The organism is Mesorhizobium sp. M5C.F.Ca.ET.164.01.1.1 (assembly GCF_004792125.1).
Taxonomy (GTDB): domain Bacteria; phylum Pseudomonadota; class Alphaproteobacteria; order Rhizobiales; family Rhizobiaceae; genus Mesorhizobium; species Mesorhizobium wenxiniae.
Genome location: NZ_SRTG01000003.1, coordinates 286,408 through 309,301, shown reverse-complemented (window position 1 = coordinate 309,301; position 22,894 = coordinate 286,408). Strand labels below are relative to the sequence as shown.

The following is a 22,894-nucleotide window of genomic DNA, read 5'->3' as shown; positions in this document are numbered from 1 at the left end:
GAGGACCTCTGCGGGGCGTTAAGGGAAGGGGCTTGCTGGTGGCCGGAAGATTCCGGCAGGACCGGCCTCTCACCGGCGAGGGCGGTGGCTGGGTTAAGGAAGGCGATCGGGAGGATGCGGGTGGCGACTTTCCCTTCGTTGCGACGACATTGATCGATCGTGGCGCGACAGCGCGGGAGTTCCGATCGCGGGATGGGTTTCGGTCAGACCGGCAAGGACTGCAGTCCGGTCGGAGGGTGCGTCTCAGGCACAGGCGCCGGGGCAAGCTGCTTGGCCATGTCGATCAGCGGCAGCCTGATGACCGCGCGAAGGCCGCTGCTCCGGTTTTCCAGAACGATGTCGCCGCCGTGGTGGCGGGCGATGGCGCGGGCAATTGACAGGCCGAGCCCGACGCCGCCGGTCTCCCGGTTGCGCGACTGCTCCAGGCGGAAGAAGGGGGCGAAAACCTGTTCCATATCGCCTGGCGGAATACCGGGTCCGGAGTCCTCGACCATGATGTCCAGGCTGTCGGCACTCCTGACCAGGCTCACCTTGGCCTGCTCGCCGTAGCGCACGGCATTTTCGACGAGGTTGCGGATGGCCCGGCGCAGGGAGTCCGGCCGGCAGCGATACAGCACCTTGGGCCCGTCGCTGACGGTGATGTTTTGGCCCAGCTCTGCCAGATCGTCGCAAAGGCTGCCGACCAGCGCCGAAAGATCGACGGTTCGCGTCTCCTCCACCGCGGCGTCCTCGCGCGCGAAGGCGAGCGCCGCTTCCGTCATCGTCTGGATTTCCTCGATGGTGTTCAGCATCTTTTCCTGGAGATCGTGATCCTGGACGAACTCCGCGCGCAGCCGGAGCGAGGTCAGCGGTGTTCGCAGGTCGTGGCTGATTGCCGCCAGCATGCGCGTGCGGTCCTCGACGAAGCGCTGCAGGCGCTCCTGCATGCGGTTGAACGCCTCGGCGGTCTGGCGGATGTCGTCCGGCCCTGATTCCGGCAGCCGCGGCACGGCCTCGCCGCGGCCGAACAGTTCAGCGGCATTGGCGAGCCGTCGCAGCGGACGCGCGATTGCCTGCGCCCCGAAAATCGCTATGGCGGACAGGATGAGTGCGGTGAGCGCGAGCGATATCGCCGATTGCGTCGTCCAGAAGGCGTTCGGCATTGCCTTCGCGTAGGCCGCATTCAGCCAGGTGCTGTCATCGAGGCGGACGGAAAGGCCCATGCCGTTTGGGGCGGCGTCCATATAAAGAAACTTGGCCGGCCGAGAGAAAGGCCTGCCGTTGCCGGACAAATCCACCATGCGCGGCGGCACGGAAGGGTCGGCGGCATCGACTGCGCTCGAGGCCTGTCCGTTCACGTAGGCGGCATACTTCCCGGCAATCCCGGGCAGCGGCCTGGCGAGCTGGGTCAAGGCTTCCTGTTGCCAGGCGAGGGGATTGTTCGGTCCGCCGTCCGAGGTCCAGAAACGCGTATAGGCCGTGCCGCTGACGTTGAGGATATCGGGCCGAAGCGAGGGCGGCGTGGTGTCCAGCAGAAGCGCAAGCGAGGACGTGCGGCTGACGAACTCGCCCTTGGCCGCCGCGTGCAGGGCCTGTCCGCGCTCGTCCCACGAGATCAGGAAAGTGATAGCCTGCGACAGGGCGAGCGCAAGCAGCACCAGCATGAGGAAGCGGGCCGCCAGGCTGCGTCTCCACAACAGCATCATGCCGGGGCCACCTCGGCGGTGAAGCAGTAGCCGCCGCCCCAGTGCGTCTTGATCAGCATCGGACTCTTCGGGTCCGCCTCGATTTTCTTGCGCAGCCGGCTCACCTGGTTGTCGACGGCCCGGTCGAAACCGTCGGCCGAGCGCCCAACCGTGAGGTCGAGCAGCTGATCCCGGCTGAGGACGATCCCGACATGCTCGATAAAGGCGGTGAGAAGGCGGAATTCCGCCGTGCTGAGCGCGACCGCCACGCCGTCGAGCCCGACCAGCTCGCGGCGGCCGACATTCAGCGTCCAGCGGTCGAACCGCAGCGCATTCGATTTGAGACGACCGCGCTGCGGCGGCAGGCTGTGGACGCGCCTGAGCACGGCCTTAATCCGCGCCAGCAGTTCCCGCGGATTGAACGGCTTCGTCAGGTAGTCGTCGGCCCCGATCTCGAGGCCGACGATCCGGTCGATCTCCTCGGCCATGGCGGTAAGAAAGATGATCGGAACGTCGACCGTCCCGCGCACGTGCCGGCAGGCGGCAATGCCGTCCTCGCCAGGCATCATGACGTCGAGGACGATAAGATCGGGCAGGCTGCGGTCGAGCAGCCGCTTGAGCGCGGCCGTGCTGTCGGCGACGCTGACGCGATAACCTTGCTGGGTGAGGTATTTCCCGACGAGGTCGCGGATATCCCTGTGGTCGTCGACGACCGCGATGTGCTGCGCCGCTTCCATACAATGCTCCAAAGCCGCCGCTGAATAGTCGGCCAGTATCGACGATATCTGGTTTGCGTCTACACGGATGATCACCTTCTGCGCCACGGCGGCAATCTCGCGCGGCATCAACAAAGCGTGAGAAGTGTAACGAAATGTATCAGGGCGCAGCGCCCGCGACAGCTTGCGATGAACTGCCGGTGGTCGGGACAAGGTTCTGCGACAGCTTCCGCCTAACTTGGCCTCGTCGCTAGCCCGGACTTCCGGTCTTTGCCGCCAGGCCATGCCGCGCGGCATCCGGACGGCGGTCCTCGCCAGCCTTTGATCGAAAGGATTGCACAATGGCCAGATTGATCATCAACGGCACGCCCCGTGACATCGAGGTCGATCCGGATACGCCGCTGCTGTGGGTGATCCGCGAGCAGATCGGGCTTACCGGGACGAAGTACGGTTGCGGCGTTGCCGCCTGCGGCGCCTGCACCGTCCATATAGACGGCGTCGCCACGCGCTCCTGCGTACTTCCGGTGAGCGCGGTCGAGCCGGACCAGCAAATCACCACCATCGAAGGGCTTTCGCCAGACAGTTCACATCCGGTCCAGCAGGCTTGGCTTGCGCTCGATGTGCCGCAATGCGGCTACTGCCAGGCCGGCATGATCATGGCTGCGGCGGGCCTGCTCATGCAGAACCCGAACCCCGCGGACGAGGACATCAACGCCGAGATCACAAATATCTGCCGCTGCGGCACCTACAACCGGGTGCGCGCCGCGATCAAGCTGGCCGCCAAAAGCGGCGAAGCCACGCAGCGCGGTTGAGGAGACCAGTCATGAACGCCATAATTTCCATCTCCCGCCGCAGCTTCGTCATCGGCGTGGCCTCCACGGCCGGCGGCATGTCCCTCGGATTCAACGTACCGTTCATCAAGCCGGCACTTGCCGAGGGCGCCGAGACCGCGCCGGAGATCAATGCCTGGGTGGTGATCAGGCCCGACGATACGGTTGTCATCCGCATCGCCCGTTCCGAGATGGGGCAGGGGACGCTGACCGGCCTGGCGCAACTCGTCGCCGAGGAATTGAATTGCGACTGGTCCAAGGTCACGACCGAATATCCGTCACCGGCCCAGAACCTCGCACGCGACCGCGTGTGGGGCAATTTCTCGACCGGGGGCAGCCGCGGTATCCGCGAGTCGCACGAGTATGTGCGCATTGGTGGCGCCGTTGCGCGCGAGATGCTGATTGCCGCAGCGGCCGCCGAATGGGGTGTGCCGGCCAGCGAATGCACTGCGAGGATGGGCGTGGTCACGCATGCAGCATCAGATCGCGCCACCTTTTATGGACAGTTGGCCGCCGCCGCCGCGCGGATGACGCCGCCCGCCAACATCACGCTGAAGGACCCCAAGGATTGGACCATAGCCGGCAAGCCGCTGCCGCGGCTCGACACGGCCGACAAGCTCAACGGCAGCCAGGTCTACGGTGTTGATCTCAAGCTGCCGAACATGCTCAACGCGGCGATCCGGGCCTGTCCGTATTTCGGCGGCAAGGTGGAGAGCTTCGACGCGGCGGCGGTCGCAGGCATGCCCGGCGTGCGCACCGTCGTTCAGGTCGACGAAACCGCCGTTGCCGTTGTCGCAGACACGTGGTGGCGGGCGAAGACCGCTCTCGATGCCCTGCCGGTCGTCTGGGACGAAGGTCCCAACAGGCAGGTCACCAGCGCATCGATCGCGGCGATGCTCGAAGTGGGGCTTGGCGCAAATGACGCCTTCATTGGCGCCGAGCAAGGTGACGCCGGTGCTGCCCTGTCCGCGGCCGGCCGGACGGTCACGGCGACCTATGCCTTCCCCTACCAGAACCACGCGACCATGGAGCCGATGAACGCGACGGCGCTCTACACGCCGGAGCGCTGCGAGGTATGGGTGCCGACCCAGAATGGCGAGGCGAGCCTTGCTGCAGCGGCCGAGGCCGCTGGCCTGCCGGTGCAGCAATGCGAGGTGCACAAGATCCATCTCGGCGGCGGCTTCGGCCGGCGCGGCAACTTCCAGGACTATGTGCGCCAGGCGGTCAGCATTGCCAAGCAGGTGTCGGGAACGCCTGTAAAGCTCATGTGGTCGCGCGAAGAGGATATGCTGCACGGCGCCTATCACCCGACCACCCGATGCCGGCTGACGGGCGCGCTTGACGCGGACGGCAACCTGACCGCTCTGCACATGCGCATATCCGGCCAGTCGATCCTTGCCGCAGTGCGGCCGGAAGGCATGCAGAACGGTATGGACCCGGTGGTCTTCCAGGGCCTCGTCCTCGCCGGCACGGAAGGCACGCTGGGATATTCGGTGGACAATCTGCTTGTCGACCATGCGATGCGCAACCCGCCGATCCCGCCAGGATTCTGGCGCGGCGTGAACCTCAACCAGAACGCGCTCTACGTCGAGTGCTTCATGGACGAACTCGCCCATGCGGCCGGCGTCGACCCGCTCGCCTTCCGCCGCAAGCTGATGGCCAAGCATCCGAAGCACCTCGCCGTGCTGGAGGCGGTTGCCGACCGGATCGGCTGGGACACCCCGCCCGCAGCTGGCGTTCACCGCGGCCTGGCGCAGATCATGGGCTTCGGCAGTTATGTCGCGGCGGCAGCGGAGGTTTCGGTCACCGACGGGCAGCTCAGGATCCACCGCATCGTGGCGGCCACCGATCCGGGTCATGTCGTCAATCCCGCACAGGTGGAACGGCAGGTCGAGGGCTCCTTCGTCTACGGGCTTTCCGCCTGCATTTACGGCGAGTGCACGGTCAATGGCGGCCGCATGGAGCAGGAGAACTTCGACAGCTACGAGGTTCTGCGCATGGCCGAGATGCCGGAGGTGGAGACGATCATACTGCCGTCCGGCGGCTTCTGGGGCGGCGTCGGCGAGCCGACCATAGCGGTCGCCGCGCCGGCCGTCCTCAATGCGATCTTCGCCGCTACCGGAAAGCGCATCCGCACGCTGCCGTTGAAAAACCATGACCTCGCATGACATGAAGCGCTTGAGGAACAGGCGCGGCAGACGATCGTTCGTGCCCGTTCTGCTTGCGGGGCTCGTGGCGAGCGCGTCGGCGTGGGCCGACGCGGCCCCTGGTGCGACGGCGTGCACCGGCTGTCACGGGCCGGCGGCGCTCGGCTCAGGCATCCCCTCGCTCGACGGGCACGCGGCGGACGACATCGTCGCCCAGATGCAAGCCTTCCGTTCCGGTGAGCGCAAGGCGACGGTCATGGACCGCATCGCCAGGGGATTTACCGAGGAGGAGACGCGCGCCATCGCAGAATGGCTCGCCAAACCGGAGGCGGCACGCCATGCCCAGCCGTAGAGCCCTGATCGGCGGCGCGGCGGCCAGCGTCGCCGCGGCCGTCCTTGCCGCGCCGCAGGTGCGCGCACAGGCGCAGCCCCGCGTGATCGTCGTCGGCGGCGGCTTTGCCGGGGCAAGCTGCGCCCGCGCACTGAAGCAGCTGGATCGCGACCTTGCCGTGACGCTGATCGAGCCAGAGAGCGCCTATCTGGCCTGCCCGTTTAGCAATGCCGTGCTAGCAGGGCTGCGTGGCATCGAGGCGCAGACCTTCGGCTATGACCGGTTCGGCGACATCGGCCTCATCCGCAAGCGCGCTGTCGCCGTTGATGCCGAGCGCCGGCGCGTTCGGCTGGATGACGGTACTGACATCGGCTACGTCAGACTGGTGCTGGCGCCCGGCGTCGACCTGCGCTTCGACGCATTGCCGGGCTACGACGAAGCGGCGGCGGAGATCATGCCGCATGCCTGGAAGGCGGGGCCGCAGACGCTGCTGCTGCGCGACCAGCTCGCGGCGATGCCGGAGGGTGGGGTGGTCATTCTCTCCGCGCCAGCCAATCCGTTCCGTTGCCCGCCCGGGCCCTACGAGCGGGCAAGCCTGATCGCGCATTACCTCAAGACCAACAAGCCACGCTCCAAGCTGATCATTCTCGACGCCAAGGACGCCTTTTCGAAGCAGCGGCTGTTCGAAGCGGCCTGGGGAGAGCTCTATCCCGGCCTGATCGAATGGGTGCCGCTGTCCTCGGGCGGCAGGGTGACGGAAGTGGACACGGCGACAAGGACGCTGGTGACCGAGTTCGGCGATCACAAGGCCGATATCGCCAACGTCATCCCGCCACAGCGTGCGGGCAGGATCGCGCAGTTGGCCGGTGTTGCCGACCAGACGGGCTGGTGTCCGATCGACCCGGTCACCTTCGAGTCCCGCCTGCAGCCGGCGATCCACGTCATCGGCGACGCGGCGATCGGCGGGGCGATGCCGAAATCCGCCTTCAGCGCCAACGCCCAGGCAAAAGCCTGCGCCGCGGCGGTCAGCGCGCTGGTCAGGGAGCGGCAGCCGGGGCAGCCGAAGCTCATCAACACCTGCTACAGCCTGATCGCGCCCGGCTACGGCATTTCGATCGCCGGCGTCTACCAGCCGCGCGACGGCCTGCTTGCCGAGGTGGAGGGTGCGGGCGGCACCAGTCCGCTCGAAGCACCGCCCTCCGTTCGCGAACTGGAAGCGGCCTATGCGGAGGACTGGTTCCGAACGATCACCAGTGAAGTGTTCGGATGATGAGGGTGGCTTGCCTCGCTCTTATGGGATTGCAGCTTGCGGCCTCGCCCGTTGCCGGCGAGGAGATGGGGTCTTATGTCGTGACCGGCGATGCGATCATGGAGCCTCTGGTCGGCGGCAAGGGTGATCCGGCGCGCGGCGCCACGCTGATCTCGGACCGGCAGCGCAGCCTCTGCACGCTCTGCCACAGCGGCCCGTTTCACGACGCGCATCTGCACGGCACGCTGGCGCCCGACCTGACCGGCGTCGGGGCAAGGCTTTCGGAAGGCCAGATCCGGCTGCGCGTGGTCGACATGAAGCGGCTCGTGCCGAACACGATCATGCCTTCCTACTATCGGGTCGCGGATGAGCAAGGCCGGCGTGTCGCCACAGTCTGGCGCAGCAAGCCGATCCTGAGCGGCGCCGATATCGAGGATATCGTCGCCTATCTCACCACGCTGAAGGGGTGATTATGCACGAAGACCCGCTTCGAGCTTACGGAGGCTTGGCCGGACGGCGGCAGTTTCTTCGGGCCGGCATGACCGGTCTGCTGGTGATCAGTCTGCCGCGCTGGGCTGTTGCCCGTCCGAGCCTCGAGGACGCGATCCGGACCTTCACCGGGGGAGCCGCCGTCCTCGACGGCCGCGTCCGGCTCGATCTGCCACCCCTGGTCGAGAACGGCAACGCGGTCGGGATCATAGTCGCCGCCGAGAGCCCGATGACCGCGGACGACCATGTCCGGCGCATCGCGATCTTCAACGAGAAGAACCCGGAGGCGAATGTCGCGGTTTTCCACCTCGGGCCGCGCACGGGCCGCGCCACCGTCTCGACGCGGATCCGGCTCGCGACCTCTCAGGTGGTGGTGGCCGTTGCGGAGATGAGCGACGGCAGCTTCTGGTCGAGCCGGGCGAGCGCCATCGTCACGCTGGCCGCCTGCATCGAGGATCTCTCATAATGGCGCGCGCGCTCGTCAATGTGCCGAAAGTGGCCAGGCAGGGCGAGGTCGTCCAGATCAAGGCGATGATCGCCCATCCGATGGAAACCGGCTATCGTATCGGCCCGAACGGCTCCAACATCCCCCGCGACATCATCCGCCGCTTCGCCTGCACCTACAACGGCGAGGAGGTGTTTTCGGCCGATCTCTTTCCAGCGGTGTCGGCCAATCCGTTCATTGCTTTTACGCTCGTTGCCACGACGAGTGGCACGGTCGGGTTCACCTGGACCGACGACATAGGAAGGACGCAAACGGCGTCCGCCATGATCACGGTGAACTGATGCATGCGCTCTGGCGGCTGGCAGCCCTCGGTGTCGCCGCTATTTGCGGCATCGTCTCTGCCGCCGGCACCGAAGACAGCGCGAAGCGCTCCGGTTTCGACTTTATGACGCCGGAGACGCAGGCGCTGCAGGTCGACGACACGAGCAACCCCGGCATGCTGTGGGTGCTGCAGGGCGAGCAGCTCTGGCAGCAGGCGGAGGGCAGGGCGGATGTCGCCTGCACCGGCTGCCATGGCCATGCTTCCCAGACGATGCGCGGCGTTGCCACCCGCTACCCGGCCTTTGACGAGGCGATGGGACGGCCGATCGACCTTGCCGGGCGTATCAACTCCTGCCGAGCGGAGCGGCAGCAGGCCGAGCCGCTGACCCCAGAATCTGACGCGTTGCTCGCCCTGACGGCCTATGTGGCGCATCAGTCGCGCGGCATGCCAATCATACCGGCGACCGACGCCCGGCTCGCGCCGTTTCGCGACAACGGCCGGCGCCTGTTCCAGAGCCGCATCGGCCAGCTCGACCTCTCCTGCGCCTCCTGCCACGACGACAATTGGGGCAAACGGCTCGGCGGCAGTGTCATCCCGCAGGCCCATCCGACGGGCTATCCGCTCTACCGACTGGAGTGGCAGACGATCGGTTCGCTGCAGCGGCGCCTGCGCAACTGCATGATCGGGGTGAGGGCCGAGCCCTTCGCCTTCAGCGCACCCGAACTCGTCGAGCTGGAGCTCCATCTGATGGAGCGGGCCCGCGGCCTGCTGGTCGAGACGCCGGCGGTCCGGCCGTGATGCCGGCCGGCGAGACGCTTCGAGAGGTCACTCGGTGGCTCGCGAGCGTCGAGATAGGCCGTTAGCCTGAGTTGTACACCCCCTAGCTCGTGTGCGTTCTGTGCTGTGGGTCTTTCGCGTGGTGCAGGGTGGCGCAAGAAGGATGGTTCAGTCAAAGAAGCCCGCATCGTCTTCCCTGAGATACCTCCTGGCTGCCTCTGCGTCGATATCGAGGCCCAGCCCCGGCGCTTCCAGCAGGTCCACCATGCTGTCCTTCACGATCTGCGACGGCAGGCCGATCACAAGGTCTTCCCACCAGGGATCGGAGGCGCTCGGGTATTCGAAGGCGATGTAGTTGGCGGGCAAGGTGGCGCAGACATTGATCAACGCGCCCAGACCGAGCAGGCCGTTCGCCGTGCCGTGCGGCGCCATCAGGATCGAGTGCATATGGGCGTGCTCGGCTACCCATTTCAGCTCGGCGATGCCACCGATATCGGCCGGGTCCGGACCGATGATACGGACCGCCTGCGTTTCGATCAGCTCCTTGAAATTATGGCGCAGGTAGATCTGCTCGCCGGTATGGATTGGCGTCGAGGTGGAGGTAGTCAGCTCCCGATAGGCCTGCGGATTGACCCACGGCACGTAGTCCCCAGTCAGCATGTCCTCGAGCCACATCAAATTGTACTTCTCGACCGCGCGAGCGAACTTGATCGCATCGGGCAGCATCCAGCCCGGGCCGCAGTCGAGCGCCAGGCTCACCTTGTCGCCCAGCACTTCCTTCATCGCGATCACGCAGTCGAGCATGTGATTGAAACCCCGCTCGCTGATCACGCCTTGATCCATGGCACCGTGATAGCCAGCCTTCTTCTGCGTCACGCCGTAGTGGAAGCCCTCAATGGTGTCCTTCATGTTGGAGTGGAACGAGATTCCTTGCTTGATCATGAAGAAGTTCTGCGGCTGCTCCATCATCCATTTGACGTCAGCGGCGTAATCCTCCGGCCGGTCGCCCGTGCGTTTCTGGCGGACCGAGCCGTTGTAGACGCGCACCTTGTCGCGCACCTTGCCGCCGAGCAGTTTGTAGGCTGGCACGCCTGCGGCCTTGCCGGCAATGTCCCATAGCGCATGCTCGATAGCGCTTATCGCCGCGCCATAGGGCTTGAAAGAGCCGCGTTGACGGATCTTCAGCATCACCCGCTCGACGTCGGTCGGGTCCTCGCCGATCAGCGCCTCGCGAAAATGCAGGACCAAAGGCTTGAGGTAGGGCTTGGTGTACTCGACCTCGCCCAGGCCATAGAGGCCCTTGTCGGTGACGACGCGAACGATGGGGTGCTTGCCGATGACGGCACAGCGGAGATCTGTGATCTTCATCTTCGGTTCTCTTTACCTCAGCTCCAGGTGCGATCCCAGGAATACTCGTTGTCCCAGTGACCCGTGGGCTGCCAGATGCCGCTGACACCCGGCTGGAGATGCTGCGAGATCACCTCGTCGACGACGTCGTCAATCCCCAGGCCCGGCTTGTCGGGAACAGTGATAAAGCCGTCCTTCACGAGCGGCTTGGGAATTCCGGTGACGATATCGTCCCACCAGTCGACATCGGCAGAGTGGTATTCGAGCGCCATGAAGTTTTCGGTCGCGGTCGCTACATGTGCCGCGGCCATTGCGGCGATTGGACTTTCGGCCATATGGATGGCCATAGCGACGCCGTGGTCCTGCGCCATGTCGCCGATCTTCTTGGTCTCGAGGATGCCCCCGCTGGTGAGCAGGTCCGGGTGGATAACAGAGAGGCCGCCGCTCTTGAGCAGAGGCTCGAAGCCCTCCTTAAGGTAGATGTCCTCACCGGTGCAGATCGGCACCGTGGTGGCGTCCTGCAGTTGTCGGTACTGCTCGGTGTACTGCCATGGGATCACATCCTCGAGCCAGGCTGGCACATATTTTTCAATCCGCCTGGCGAGGCGAATACCGTTCTGCAGTGAGATGTGGCCGACGTGGTCGATGGCGAGCGGAATATCCATGCCGATAACGTCGCGAACCTCGGCAATGTACTGCTCAAGCAGGTCAAGGCCCTTGTCGGAAAAATGGAGGCCGGTAAACGGGTGGGGGACGTTGTGCAAATCATAGGCGGCGTTGCGGGCGCGCCGCTCTTCAAGAGTCTTGACCGGGCCGCGGCCGGGCTGGACGCGGTACCCTTCAAGTGAGCCGGCAGGAGACACGACCGCACCGGGTACATCCGCGATCTGCATCAGCCCCAGATCCATCTTGAGGAACGTGAAGCCGAGCGCCATGCGCTGCTTGAGGCGCTTGCCGGTCTCGGTGCCGCTCGGCACGGTAGCGTCGGTATCGCAATAGAGGCGCACCTTGTCCCGAAACCTGCCGCCGAGCATCTGGTAGATGGGCACGCCATAGGCCTTGCCGGCGAGATCCCACAACGCGATTTCGATCGCCGAAACGCCGCCGCCTTGCCGGCCGTGTCCGCCGAACTGTTTGATCCGGCGAAACAGGCGGTCGGTGTCGCAAGGGTTCTCGCCAAGCAGCCGGCTCTTCAGCATCAGCGCGTAGGTGGCGCTGGCGCCGTCGCGCACCTCGCCAAGTCCGACGATGCCCTGGTTAGTGTAAATCTTGAGCAGGGTTGAGGTGAACGGCGCGCCGACGATTTCGGCCACCCGCATGTCAGTGATGCGAAGCTTGGACGGCTTAGAGTTCGTGTTCACCCGATTGAGCGCCTCGTCGGCCTCACTCGTTTCTGGCATGACATATCCTCATTCTGGTCGACGGGGCTTGTCGCCCAGTACGCTGTGCCGGCATAGGGCGTTGCTAGCCCAGCTCAATCTCATAGGCCTGCAGGTAGTCGCGGTTCATCTCAATACCGAGACCAGGCCTCGACGTCAGCTTGAGGCTGCCGCTCGAATTGTCGAGTGGTCTGTCGATGAGGTGATCGTATTTGCCCAGGTTCCACTCCGACGTTTCGAGTTTGTAAAAGTTAGGAACGGTCATCATCACCTGCGCTCCCGCAACGACGTTGATCGGTCCCGCGGCGTCATGTGGCGAGACCGGGATGTAGTAGGCTTCGCATAAGGCAGAAATCTTCTTGAGTTCGGTAATGCCGCCGGTCCAGGTGACGTCCGGCATGATGTAGTCAGCGAGCCTGTTCTCGAGGACCGGCACGAAATCCCACTTCGTGTGGCCGCGCTCGCCCCACGAGATAGCCGCACTGACCTTCTCACGCACCTGCTTGAGGGCACTAAGGCTCTCGGGCGGGCAGGGCTCCTCAAACCAGTCGATCTGGCCGGCTTCCTCGAGGCTCCGACAGAGGCGAATGGCGGTGGGAACGTCGAAGCGGCCATGCGCATCGATGAGAATGTCGACATCGGGCCCCGCCGTTTCGCGGATCAGAGCCGTGAGTTCGGCGGCTTTGCGCTCGTCCTTGCGGGTCATGCTGCCATCGAGGTAGCCGTCCCGCTGTTCGCGGGGCGTGCCATCGGCGCTGCGGCCCTGGTGGGGGTACGGGTCGAACTTGAGCGCAGTGTGTCCGGACTCGACGATGTCTAAAATTTCGCGGACCACAGCCTCCTTGCTGGTGAATTTGGCCTGGTTGGGATGGGTGTAGAGCGCGATTTCGTCCCGCACTGGTCCGCCCAGCAGCTCGTAAATCGGCTTACCGAGGACTTTGCCCCGAATGTCCCAGAGGGCTATATCGATGGCGCTCACGCATTCGACGGCGGCGCCGCGGCTGCCCATGTAGGTAAAGCTGCGAAAAATCTTGTGCCAGAGATGCTCGATACGCGCTGGATCCTCGCCTGTCACGGCCACACCGATCTGCCGCAGGATCGTGCAGAGAGCGCGGTTGGCGAGCCTTGTAGTGGTGGTGATCTCTCCCCAGCCACTCACCCCCTCGTTGGTCGTCACTTCGACGAACAGGAACTCTCCCCAATAAGAAGCATCGGACTTGATCAGCCACGGCCGAATGCTCGTGATTTTCATCTCATTTCCTTTATCTGAAATGGTCAGGCTAACGATGTTCGAGACTGGACCTTCGTTCCTATCCGGCCCGAGCGGCGTTGCGCGCACGCATCTGTTCGAGAATATGCCGGCCGGAACCCTCGACGTGGCGGGAAACGAGTTCGGCCGCCTTGTCGGCTTCTCCCGCTTTTACGTGCGCGATGAGTTCGCGGTGCTCGCGAATGATCGCGGCACGCCGCGCGAGCGTGAAATTGAAACGCCGGCTCACGGCTCGGAGCACTTCGCGATGCTTCCACCAAAGTTCGGCGGCATGGCGGTTATAGTGCCGCTGGTACATCACGGTGTGGAAAGCGGTATCCAGCTCGCTGTGCCTGAATGTGTCGGCAAAGTTGTTCTCTTCAATCAAGCCTTGGAGACGTTCTAGTTCGGCGATGTCCTCGCCGGTCGCCATATTTACAAACCATCGCGTCAGGGCCGGCTCAATCAGAACACCGATTTCATAGATATCCCGGACAAAATCCTGATCTATGGGTCGGACGCGCGCCCCGCGGTTGGGGAGAAAGATGACAAAACCCTCCCCGCGCAAGAGCTGCAGGGCCTCGCGCACGGGGTTGGTCGAGGTGCCGTGACGCCGGGCGAGATCGGTAACCACAAGCCGTTCATTGGCGGCGAGCCGTCCCTCAATGATGTCTTCCCTGATCAGTTCATAAAGCGAGGCGCCCTCGCTGGATGCCCCGATTGGATCAGTGCCCACAGGTGGCATCGCTTTGAAATCGCTCATTTCGGCCAAGGCCGGCTCCCCTAATCAATACATACCCTGCCCGATATCACACACGGTTTCCGCAAACAATGTACGATCCAACGCGTTGACAGGCAATCCACGATCTGAAAACGTACAAAATGATCGAAGGGATACATAGAGCAGAAGGGCGTCCCGCGGTCGAACGAGCTAGACCGCTTTGCCTTTGCGCAGGGCGGCATGCAGAACAGGGAGGATACCTATGACGAGGATTACGCTCGGCAGTGCGGTCCTGCGCGGCACTGTCGCCACTGCTTTGATGGCATCGCTGATGTCCACATCGGCGCTCGGTGCGCCGGTCGACCTCAGCAAATGGTCGCCGGAATATGTGCGCTCCATTGCGGGCACACAGGATTTTGACACGGCGGCCGATTGCGCCAAGGTCACCCCCCTCGACTACAAGGGGCGACTGACCTTCTGGTATCAGGGCGTCTTCGAGGGCGACCCCGACCTCTTGCGCCAGTACTACAAAGATTTCTTCGAGACCTTCCGCAAGACCTATCCGAACATCCAGCTCGAGGAACAAGCCCTCACCTATAACGACCTTCTTGACAAGTTCCGCACGGCGCTCCTGGGCAATGCAGCGCCGATGGCGGTCCGCCTGCAAATCCTGGGTGGTACCGAGTTCGCCTCAAAAGGCTATCTCCAGCCGCTCAAACCCGAGGATGTGGGGTATTCCACCGAGGACTTCTGGCCCGGCGCCATGAAGGCCGTGACCTGGGAGGGGGTGACCTACGGCATTCCAACCAACAACGAGACGATGGCGTTCATCTGGAACGCCGACATCTTCAAGCGTGCTGGCCTCGATCCGGACAAGGCTCCGGCAACCTGGGACGACGTCGTCAAGTATTCCAAGCAGATCCACGACAAGCTAGGGATTGCCGGCTACGGCCTCGTGGCTCGCAAGAATGCCGGCAATACGCCGTACCGCTTTATGCCGCAGCTGTGGGCCTATGGCGGCGGCGTCTTCGATGAAGCCACCGCGAACCCGACCTATGAGGAGGTCAAGCTCGATAGCCCGCAGAGCAAGGCCGCCCTGCAAGCATCGTACGACATGTATGTTCGCGACAAGTCGGTTCCGGTTTCGGCGCTCACCAACCAGCAGGCCGATAACCAGCCCCTGTTCCTCGCCGGCCAGCTCGGCATGATGATCTCGCACCCGTCCGACTACGACGTCATGCTCGACCTGCAGAAGAAGGCGACGGGCGCCGACAAGGATAAGGCGCAGACCGTCATCGACAACATGCGCTACGGCCTGATTCCCACTGGCCCCGACGGCAAGCGCGCTGTCGTTTTCGGCGGCTCGAACATTCACATCCTGAAGCCCGAATATGTCGAGGGCGGCAAGGTCGACGAGCCGGCCGCAAAGGCTATCATCTGCATGTGGACGAGCCCTGAATGGTCGCTGAAGATGGCCTACGCCGGCTCGAACCCGGGCAACCTTAACGGCTTCAAGACCAAATGGATGAAGGAACGTCTGGACAACATCAAGTTCCTCGACGTGACGACCTCGATGCTGCCATATGGCATCCCGTTCCCAGCGCTGCCGCAGGCTCCCGAGATCATGAACATCATCGTCCCGGACATGCTGCAGAATGCCCTGACCGGAGCGATGACCGTCGACGAGGCAGCGGACGACGCGGCCAGGAAGGTAAGAGACCTGATGGGCGGACTCTAGTCCAGACCTGACCGGCTGCACCGATAGTGCAGCCGGTTCGTTCAGAAGAAATAAGGGCGCGCCAAAGTGACGATCGTGACCGGCAAGGCCGAGGCTCGCCGAAGATTGGAATCCGGCAGGTCCAGCGTGCTACGCCAGATATGGGAGCATCGCGCTGACTACGCGTATGTGCTCCCTGCGATTGCAGTGATGCTCGTCGTCATCGCCTATCCGATCTACTACACGATCGAGCTGTCGTTCTTCAAGACGCCGCCTGGCCTGCAGCTCCGCGACAAGACCTTCATCGGCTTCGACAACTACACGACCATCCTCACCAGTGAGGTGTTCTGGAGAGTCACCTGGAACACTCTGATCTGGACGCTGGGCTCCACTTTGATTGCCTTTGTCCTGGGGTTTGCCACCGCGCTGGCGCTCCACCGCGAGTTTGTCGGCCGCGGTGTGCTGCGCGCAATCCTGATCATTCCCTGGGTCATCAGCGCGGTCGCCGCCTCCTATATCTGGAAGTGGATCTATCATTCGGACTTCGGGATCATCGGCGCTGTGCTGGTCGGCCTCGGATTGGCCGACCGACCGCCGAATTTCATCGACAGCGTCAACACGGTTCTGCCTTCCCTGATCGTCGTCAATATCTGGCGCGAGTTTCCGTTTGCCATGATCATGATGATGGCCGGCCTTCAGACCGTGCCCGAGCAGTTGCTGCGCGCCGCGCAGGTCGACGGCGCCAGCGCCTGGCAGCGCTTCTGGCACGTCACGTTCCCGCACTTGCGCAACGTCTCGACGGTGACGATCCTGCTGCTCGCGGTGGCCAACTTCAATTCCTTCATCATCCCCTGGATCATGACCGGCGGCGGGCCGTCCAACGCATCGCATATCTGGATCACCCACATTTATGAGCTCGCCTTCGGCCGGCAGCGCTGGGGCGTGGCATCTGCCTATTCGGTGCTCCTGTTCCTCACCTTGATGACGCTCGGCTACTTCTACGTCCGTGCGCTAAGCGGCAACGAGCGGCAAGAGGGGAGCGCATGAGCACGACGGCCGAGACAGCTCCGCGAAGCCTGAGCCGTCGCCGGATGCGCGTCGACGGATGGCGGTGGACCGGGCGCATCTTCCTCGCGTTCATGCTGCTTTACACCGCGGTGCCGATGATCTGGATGCTGATCACCTCGATCAAGTCCGGGTTCGCGGCGTTGCAATTCCCGCCGCAATGGTGGCCGGACGAACCTACCCTCGCCAGCTATGAGAAGCTGCTCGATCCCCAGAACAGCGTCGGCCAGGACTTCCTCCGCTTCTTCTGGAACAGCCTTTTCGTGTCGACCGTCACGACAATCCTCTCAGTGATCGTCGCCGTCCCTGCGGCCTACGCGTTTTCGCGCTTCAGTTTCCCCGGCCGGAACTTCCTGTTCTTTGCCGTGCTGCTGCGCAACATGTTCCCGGCGGTGATCTTTCTCGTGCCGCTGTTCATCCTGATGCGCCTGCTCGGATTGATGAACACGCATGGCTCGCTGATTCTCACCTATCTCACCTTCGGCCTGCCGCTGGCGATCTGGTTGCTCAAGGGCTTTTACGATAACATTCCGGTGCAACTCGAGCAGGCGGCGCGCATCGATGGGGCAACGCGGTTCCAGGCCTTCATTTTGATTGTGATGCCGCTCTCGACGCCAGGGATCATCGCCACCGCGATCTACTCGTTCATCGGCGCGTGGAACGAGTACATCTACGCCTACACCTTCCTCACCAAGAACGACCAGTTGACACTGCCGGTCGGCATCCAGCGCTTCTTCTCGGAAAATACGACGGACTTTCCGGGCCTGATGGCGGCCAGCTTCATGATGAGCGTGCCCGTCGTGGTGCTGTTCCTCGTCCTGCAACGATACTTCGTACGCGCCCTTACAGAAGGCGCGGTCAAGCACTAGGGAGTTGCCGATGGCCCACGTGGTCCTCAAAGATCTCGTCAAGTCCTATGGCAGCTTCAAAGCTGTCAACGACGTCTCGCTGACGGTCAATGACGGCGAGTTCGTTGCGCTCGTCGGCCCTTCAGGCTGCGGGAAGACAACCACGCTCAATCTCGTCGCGGGGCTGATCCCGATCACATCGGGCGACATCGTCATCGGGGACCGGGTGGTCAATGACCTCGACCCCAAGGACCGGGACATCGCAATGGTGTTCCAGAACTACGCGCTCTATCCGCAGAAATCGGTTTACAAGAACCTGGCGTTCCCGCTGCAGATGCGCAAACTGCCCAGGGACGAGATCGACAAGAAGGTCAAGGAAGCGGCGCGAGTGCTCGACATGACGCACCTGCTCGAGCGCAAGCCACGCGAACTTTCGGGCGGGCAGCAGCAACGGGTGGCCCTGGGCCGTGCGCTTGTCCGCGACCCCGCCGTGTTCCTCATGGACGAGCCGCTCTCTAACCTCGACGCCAAACTGCGCGTGCAGATGCGGTCGGAGATCAAGCGCTTCCACCAAGATCTCAAGGCGACGATCATCTATGTGACGCACGACCAGCTCGAAGCCGTAACCATGGCCGACAAGATGGCGGTGATGAACGGCGGCTACCTGCAGCAATACGATTCACCGGCGCAGGTCTTTGCCCATCCCGTCAACATGTTCGTCGCCAGCTTCATAGGCAGCCCGGCGATGAGCCTTATTCCGCTGGAGGCATCGACGGCAAACGGCAACTCCGTGTTGACGGGCGCGGAGGGCTGGAGCTTTGAGCTCTCGCCGCGCAACGCCCAGAAGGTCGCAAGGGCAACGACCAGGAAAGTCGTGCTCGGCGCGCGTCACTCGACGATCAAGCTGCGCAAGAGCGCGGTCCCCGGTGCCATTCCGGCCAAGGCCTACACGGTGGAGCCGACCGGAGACGTCACCTTCGTGCAGGCGTTCCTGTCCGGTGCCATCGTCAACGTCAGCGTGCCGCCCAACATTGCCGTCGCGCCCGATGAACAGATCTGGCTCGAGTTCGACCAGGAGCGGATGCATCTGTTCGACGGCGAAACCGAAATGGCCCTCAAGGCCAACTGAGGCAGGGCGGATGCGTTTGGAACGTGGCGTGGATGACTACGAAGCTTAAGATCACCGCGATCAAGCCCTATCCAGTGTGGGTAGGAACGCGCAACCAGATGCTCGTCAAGGTCGAGACCGACCAAGGCATCTTCGGCTGGGGTGAGAGCGGCTTGAGTGGTCGCGAGAAAGCGGTGGCCGGCGCGGTCGAGCACTATCGCGAGTTTCTCATCGGCCGCGACCCGATGCAGATGGGCCGGATCTGGCAGGAGGTTTATCGCAGCCAGTACTTCGAAGGCGGACGAGTCCTGCAAGCGGCGACTTCCGCCATCGACATCGCCCTTCACGACATCAAGGGCAAGGCGCTGGGAGTGCCGGTCTACGACCTGCTAGGCGGCAAGCAGCGCGACCGCATCCCCACCTTCGCCTCGACCGGAGACGAGGCCGAAGGCGACGTTGCCATCGAGCGAGCCCGCGAGCTACGCGCACAGGGGTGGCAGGCGATCCGCTTCTTCCCTGCCGGTCAAAGCAGCAGGGACATCTTCGAGCCGCGCGAGTCGATCGGCACTACCTCGAGTATGCTTAACAAGGCACGCGAGGCGCTGGGCGACGACGTCGTCCTCGGCATAGACTATCATCATCGGCTGTCGGTGGCCGAGGCGGCGAGCTTCTGCAACAAGCTCGGCCGCGGCGTGCTTGATTTCATCGAAGAGCCAATACGGGACGAGGCACCGGAGGCCTACGAATCCCTGCGTACGATGACCCACATCCCCTTTGCCATCGGCGAGGAATTTGCCAGCAAGTGGCAGTTCCTGCCCTACATCGAGCGTGGCATCCACCAATTCAATCGGCTCGATGTTTGCAATGTCGGCGGGCTTACCGAGGCTATGAAAGTCGCTGGCTGGAGCGAGGCGCACTACGTGGATCTGATGCCGCACAATCCCCTTGGTCCGGTGTGCACGGCCGCGACCGTGCATCTCGCCGCTGCGGTGCCCAACTTCGCCTGGCTCGAGACCAGGGAACCCGAAACAAAGCTGGGCTTCGACAATTCCGACTTCTTCCCCGTGCAACCACGGCTCGACGGGACCGACTATCCGGTCGGCGATCTGCCGGGGCTCGGCGTCGAGGTCAACGAGGAGGCGATCCAGGCGGCGAGCTTTCGTTTTTGGGAAGCACCTCACCTTAAGCGCCGCGACGGTTCTGTTACGAACTGGTAGTTCCCTTTCAATCGGAGTCCACGATGACACATGCTCCCGACATCACGCGGCCGCCAAAACACCTGATCGACGCGCTAAGGGAGATCGGCGCCGCGACAGTTGCTGGCACGCTTGGCCACATGGGTTTTCGCAATCCGCACATGGTGGGACCGGTGGCGCAGAACCACGGGAAGTCGATCGTCGGGCCGGCGCTGACGCTGCAGTTCATGCCACAGCGGCCGGACCTATTCACCGAAGGAGAATATGCCGATCCAGAGACGCAGCTGCATCGGCACGTGCTTTATCACGCACAGGAGGGCGATGTAGTCGTGGTCGATGCGCGCGGCGACATGAGCTCGGGCGTCTTCGGCGATATGATGTCGACGTATTTCAAAGGCAGGGGCGGCGCGGGCATCGTCATCGATGGATGCATGCGCGACCGGCCCAATGTTGAAAAGCTCGATCTGCCCCTATGGCTGCGCGGCTGGACGCCAAATTATCATGTGCAGACCAGCATCTATCCCAATGCCGTCAACGTTCCGATTGCCTGCGGCGGTGTCACGGTGATCCCCGGTGACATCATCGTCGCCGACGACGACGGGGTGGTGGTGCTCCCTGTCGCAATGGCGCCGACGGTAATCGAAGAATCACAGAAGCATCACGATTGGGAGGAGTTCTCGCGAGTGAAGCTCATGGAGGGAGGGCCGTTGCAACGCTACTATCCGCTGCATGACGACGCCCGTGGGGAGTACGAGGAGTGGCGCAAAACAAACCGCTCGGAGGACCCGAGTTAGCGCATGGATTACCCTGCGGCAGGCGGCAGACCTTCTGGCGGTAACGCCGGCGTCTACGCAAAAGGCCTCTTCAAATGCCGCGAATATCTCTACAGGCTGCCCGTCAATCCGGAGCCCGGTCAGAAGCTTTCCCGGGCGCAGTATCTCGACTACGCGGAGCGCGTCGAGAAAAGCTCGGTCGTGAAGGTCGGCCGCCGACCATGGTGTTCCATCGCTGCTTGACGGCGATAGCGTGCTTGCATTCAACTCAAGGCGTGGCTGGCCAATCCATAGACCCATGGTCCGTTGCTTTCCCGGTTCAGAAACCGGCGGCCTTTGGACATTGTCGTCACGGTCTCGGCAACGCCGAGGCTGCTCTGCTGAAGGAACTCGGCAAACACGCCATCCCTCTCGCGCGTATCGACGCGCGCGAATCGACCTGCCAGCTTCTTCAGATGGACGGCGGTGAGATGGACCGCGTCCTGGTCGCTCCGAGCCACAATGGGGCCAATCACGTGGCCGCGCCCGAACTCGCGACACATGGAATAGCCAACGACCTCGCCGCCACGACTCAAAGTGGCGATTGAGGCATCGTCCGAGAGCAGCGCAAGCAGCCTTGCACGGTTTGTCCCGAACGCGCGCGCGTCCAGCGCGGTGATGTCGCCGAGCCTGTCGCTAGGCAGGTCATTTAGTTCACCGTCGAGAGCTGGCATCGGCGGGAGTGTTTGGGGGACCTGTCCCTGGCGCATATAGTCGATCGCCTCGCTCGTGAAGCCGAGTGAAATATACAGAGGATAGGCGGGATGAGTTGCATTCAGGGCCAGATTGCGATCCCCGCACTGCTCAAGGACCTGTTCCATGAGCCATCGGCCACCTCCCTGCGCCTGTGCGCGGGGCGTCGTGATCACAAGACCAATGGTGGCAAAATTGTCCCCGTGGGGAAACCACATCGCGCTTCCGAAGACGCGCCCAATTCCGTCAACGGCGACGATGCCGTGGCCGGCGCGGCGCAACAAATCCCAATCCTTGGGGCGATGCGGCCAGCGGACAGAAATCGATAGTGCATGCAGCAGCTCAACGTCGACATCATTGATGTCCCGCGCGACCAGTTCAAAGGATTTCAGGCGCACTGATCTCTGCATCTCAGTCGATCCGCTCCTTCAACCAATGCCCAGCGTCGCAAGCATGTGGTGTTTGATCCCGTCGTCGACGCCATGTCGCGATAAGCCTCATTTGCCGCAGCTTTACACGGGAAAGCCAGCAGGTTTCGCTGGTTCGAGGCGTTTTTTCGCAATCTTCAGCCAAAGCACGACGCGATTCGGCAGGGAACACTGCTGCCTACGGATAGGCTGGTCGCACCCGGTGACAATGTGCAAGCAGAGCGGAACCGCCATGAACGTGGAAGAAATCCTCGCGACCCTGATTGCATTTCCCTCTGTTGTGGGCACCCCAAACGGCGCGATCGTCAATTGGATCCGCGACTACTGTCAGGCAGCGGGAGCCGAGGTGACGGTTCTTCCTGGTCCCGAGGGCGACCGGTCCAACCTCTTCGTCACGATCGGCCCGCGCGAGGGTCGGGGCTACATCATCTCCGGACATGTGGATGTCGTGCCGGCCGGCGAGCCGGAATGGAGCTCGGATCCGTTTGTCCTGCGCCGCGAGGGCGGCAGGCTTTACGGCCGCGGCGCCACCGACATGAAGGGCTTTCTCGCCTGCGCATTGGCCGCGCTCCCAGGACTTGCGGCGATGAACCTGCGGCAGCCGATTCATCTCGCATTCTCCTACGATGAAGAGGCGGGGTGCTGTGGCGTGCCGCATCTCTTAGCTGCGTTGCCAGGCCTATGCGAGAGGCCGCTTGGCGCGATTGTCGGCGAGCCGAGCCGGATGCAGCCGGTGCGGGCGCACAAGGGGAAGGCCGCCGCGCGGCTCGAGGTGGTCGGGCGATCCGGCCATTCGTCTCGCCCCGATCTCGGACTCAATGCCGTGCACGCCATGGCCGGCGTCATCACGCACGCCGTGGCCTATGGCCAATCCCTCGCCGACGGACCGCTCGATGAAGATTTCGAGCCCCCATATTCTTCGTTGCAGGTGGGCGTCATCGCCGGTGGACAGGCGGTCAACATCATCGCTGGCCACTGCACTGCCGATATCGAGGTACGTGCCGTGCCGGGCGTTTCTCCATCCTCCCTGCTTGAGCCGGTCAAGTCTGGGCTTTTTGCCCTGCGCGACAGCGGCTTTGAGGTAATTTGGCACGAGTTGAGTTCCTATCCCGCCCTTGCACCCGCGAAGGGGAGTGAGCTAGCGGCGGTTCTGACCGAGCTGACGGGGCAGGAGCCGCTCACAGCGGTCAGTTACGGCACGGAGGCCGGGCTTTATCAGCAGGCCGGTATCGATGCGATCATTTGCGGCCCCGGCGACATCGGCCGTGCTCACCGTGCCGACGAATATATCGAGACCGGTGAACTCGCCGCTTGCCGGAAGATGATCCACGGGCTCGGCGCGCGTCTCGCGACCTGAGGGA

General features: G+C 63.4%; 23 protein-coding genes. 16 read left to right on the top strand and 7 right to left on the bottom strand.

The annotated features are described in order from the left end of the window. Positions 1 to 203 precede the first annotated feature (203 nt). Together EN807_RS22470 and EN807_RS22465 are read right to left on the bottom strand one after the other, a co-directional pair. Positions 204 to 1,685, bottom strand: a complete 1,482-nt coding sequence (locus EN807_RS22470) for an ATP-binding protein (RefSeq protein ID WP_135936704.1) — start codon at positions 1,683 to 1,685, stop codon at positions 204 to 206. After that, the gene (locus tag EN807_RS22465; protein WP_065009610.1) at positions 1,682 to 2,401 is read right to left on the bottom strand and encodes a response regulator; all 720 of its coding nucleotides are present in this window, start codon (positions 2,399 to 2,401) and stop codon (positions 1,682 to 1,684) included. Before EN807_RS22465 ends, EN807_RS22470 begins: the two co-directional genes overlap by 4 nt. A 320-nt stretch (positions 2,402 to 2,721) precedes the next feature. Here EN807_RS22465 and EN807_RS22460 point away from each other — a divergent pair, with 320 nt between their 5' ends. The 8 genes from EN807_RS22460 to soxA are packed head-to-tail and all read left to right on the top strand — an operon-like array spanning position 2,722 to position 8,991. Beyond that, on the top strand, positions 2,722 to 3,192 hold the full coding sequence (locus EN807_RS22460) for a (2Fe-2S)-binding protein (protein ID WP_029352620.1): 471 nt from the start codon (positions 2,722 to 2,724) through the stop codon (positions 3,190 to 3,192). Positions 3,193 to 3,203: 11 nt separating this feature from the next. Next, entirely contained in the window at positions 3,204 to 5,378 is a 2,175-nt protein-coding gene (locus EN807_RS22455; RefSeq protein WP_135936703.1) for a molybdopterin cofactor-binding domain-containing protein, read from the top strand. Next, positions 5,365 to 5,709, top strand: a complete 345-nt coding sequence (locus EN807_RS22450; RefSeq protein WP_246684276.1) for a c-type cytochrome — start codon at positions 5,365 to 5,367, stop codon at positions 5,707 to 5,709. Before EN807_RS22455 ends, EN807_RS22450 begins: the two co-directional genes overlap by 14 nt. Continuing rightward, on the top strand, positions 5,696 to 6,958 hold the full coding sequence (locus EN807_RS22445; RefSeq protein WP_135936702.1) for an NAD(P)/FAD-dependent oxidoreductase: 1,263 nt from the start codon (positions 5,696 to 5,698) through the stop codon (positions 6,956 to 6,958). Before EN807_RS22450 ends, EN807_RS22445 begins: the two co-directional genes overlap by 14 nt. Continuing rightward, positions 6,955 to 7,407, top strand: coding sequence for a sulfur oxidation c-type cytochrome SoxX (soxX, locus tag EN807_RS22440; RefSeq protein ID WP_135936701.1), 453 nt, complete (start codon positions 6,955 to 6,957; stop codon positions 7,405 to 7,407). Before EN807_RS22445 ends, soxX begins: the two co-directional genes overlap by 4 nt. 2 nt (positions 7,408 to 7,409) lie before the next feature. After that, a complete protein-coding gene (locus EN807_RS22435; protein WP_135936700.1) occupies positions 7,410 to 7,892 on the top strand; it encodes a SoxY-related AACIE arm protein in 483 nt (160 codons plus the stop codon). Then, a complete protein-coding gene (gene soxZ, locus EN807_RS22430; protein ID WP_135936699.1) occupies positions 7,892 to 8,212 on the top strand; it encodes a thiosulfate oxidation carrier complex protein SoxZ in 321 nt (106 codons plus the stop codon). Before EN807_RS22435 ends, soxZ begins: the two co-directional genes overlap by 1 nt. Beyond that, the gene (gene soxA, locus EN807_RS22425) at positions 8,212 to 8,991 is read left to right on the top strand and encodes a sulfur oxidation c-type cytochrome SoxA (RefSeq protein ID WP_135936698.1); all 780 of its coding nucleotides are present in this window, start codon (positions 8,212 to 8,214) and stop codon (positions 8,989 to 8,991) included. The genes soxZ and soxA overlap by 1 nt, the downstream gene beginning before the upstream one ends. A gap of 147 nt (positions 8,992 to 9,138) precedes the next feature. Here the strand turns inward: soxA and EN807_RS22420 are convergent, their stop codons facing one another. From EN807_RS22420 to EN807_RS22405, 4 genes are all read right to left on the bottom strand, one after another. Beyond that, the gene (locus tag EN807_RS22420) at positions 9,139 to 10,338 is read right to left on the bottom strand and encodes a mandelate racemase/muconate lactonizing enzyme family protein (protein ID WP_135936697.1); all 1,200 of its coding nucleotides are present in this window, start codon (positions 10,336 to 10,338) and stop codon (positions 9,139 to 9,141) included. A gap of 17 nt (positions 10,339 to 10,355) precedes the next feature. Next, a complete protein-coding gene (locus EN807_RS22415; RefSeq protein ID WP_135936696.1) occupies positions 10,356 to 11,717 on the bottom strand; it encodes a mandelate racemase/muconate lactonizing enzyme family protein in 1,362 nt (453 codons plus the stop codon). A 64-nt stretch (positions 11,718 to 11,781) separates the two neighbouring features. Beyond that, positions 11,782 to 12,948, bottom strand: a complete 1,167-nt coding sequence (locus EN807_RS22410; protein WP_135936695.1) for a mandelate racemase/muconate lactonizing enzyme family protein — start codon at positions 12,946 to 12,948, stop codon at positions 11,782 to 11,784. Between the two features lie 58 nt (positions 12,949 to 13,006). Next, on the bottom strand, positions 13,007 to 13,717 hold the full coding sequence (locus EN807_RS22405; protein ID WP_065007934.1) for a GntR family transcriptional regulator: 711 nt from the start codon (positions 13,715 to 13,717) through the stop codon (positions 13,007 to 13,009). A gap of 211 nt (positions 13,718 to 13,928) precedes the next feature. On the opposite strand from EN807_RS22405, the gene EN807_RS22400 reads away from it, so the two are divergent. The 7 genes from EN807_RS22400 to EN807_RS22370 all read left to right on the top strand — a co-directional run bounded on the left by EN807_RS22400 (position 13,929) and on the right by EN807_RS22370 (position 20,616). After that, entirely contained in the window at positions 13,929 to 15,404 is a 1,476-nt protein-coding gene (locus EN807_RS22400) for a sugar ABC transporter substrate-binding protein (protein ID WP_127315055.1), read from the top strand. A gap of 66 nt (positions 15,405 to 15,470) precedes the next feature. Then, complete coding sequence (locus tag EN807_RS22395) at positions 15,471 to 16,430, top strand: sugar ABC transporter permease (RefSeq protein ID WP_135936694.1); 960 nt, start codon at positions 15,471 to 15,473, stop codon at positions 16,428 to 16,430. Next, positions 16,427 to 17,317: a carbohydrate ABC transporter permease gene (locus EN807_RS22390; RefSeq protein ID WP_077373699.1), complete on the top strand. Its 891-nt coding sequence runs from the start codon at positions 16,427 to 16,429 to the stop codon at positions 17,315 to 17,317. Before EN807_RS22395 ends, EN807_RS22390 begins: the two co-directional genes overlap by 4 nt. A gap of 10 nt (positions 17,318 to 17,327) precedes the next feature. Continuing rightward, entirely contained in the window at positions 17,328 to 18,425 is a 1,098-nt protein-coding gene (locus EN807_RS22385) for an ABC transporter ATP-binding protein (protein ID WP_135936693.1), read from the top strand. A 32-nt stretch (positions 18,426 to 18,457) separates the two neighbouring features. Continuing rightward, positions 18,458 to 19,621: a mandelate racemase/muconate lactonizing enzyme family protein gene (locus EN807_RS22380; protein WP_135936692.1), complete on the top strand. Its 1,164-nt coding sequence runs from the start codon at positions 18,458 to 18,460 to the stop codon at positions 19,619 to 19,621. A gap of 23 nt (positions 19,622 to 19,644) precedes the next feature. Further along, on the top strand, positions 19,645 to 20,394 hold the full coding sequence (locus EN807_RS22375) for a ribonuclease activity regulator RraA (RefSeq protein WP_127315059.1): 750 nt from the start codon (positions 19,645 to 19,647) through the stop codon (positions 20,392 to 20,394). 3 nt (positions 20,395 to 20,397) lie between these two features. Continuing rightward, a complete protein-coding gene (locus EN807_RS22370) occupies positions 20,398 to 20,616 on the top strand; it encodes a hypothetical protein (RefSeq protein WP_135936691.1) in 219 nt (72 codons plus the stop codon). Between the two features lie 20 nt (positions 20,617 to 20,636). Here the strand turns inward: EN807_RS22370 and EN807_RS22365 are convergent, their stop codons facing one another. After that, the gene (locus EN807_RS22365) at positions 20,637 to 21,515 is read right to left on the bottom strand and encodes a GNAT family N-acetyltransferase (protein WP_135936690.1); all 879 of its coding nucleotides are present in this window, start codon (positions 21,513 to 21,515) and stop codon (positions 20,637 to 20,639) included. A gap of 250 nt (positions 21,516 to 21,765) precedes the next feature. On the opposite strand from EN807_RS22365, the gene argE reads away from it, so the two are divergent. Beyond that, entirely contained in the window at positions 21,766 to 22,890 is a 1,125-nt protein-coding gene (gene argE / locus EN807_RS22360) for an acetylornithine deacetylase (protein WP_135936689.1), read from the top strand. Positions 22,891 to 22,894: the final 4 nt, after the last annotated feature.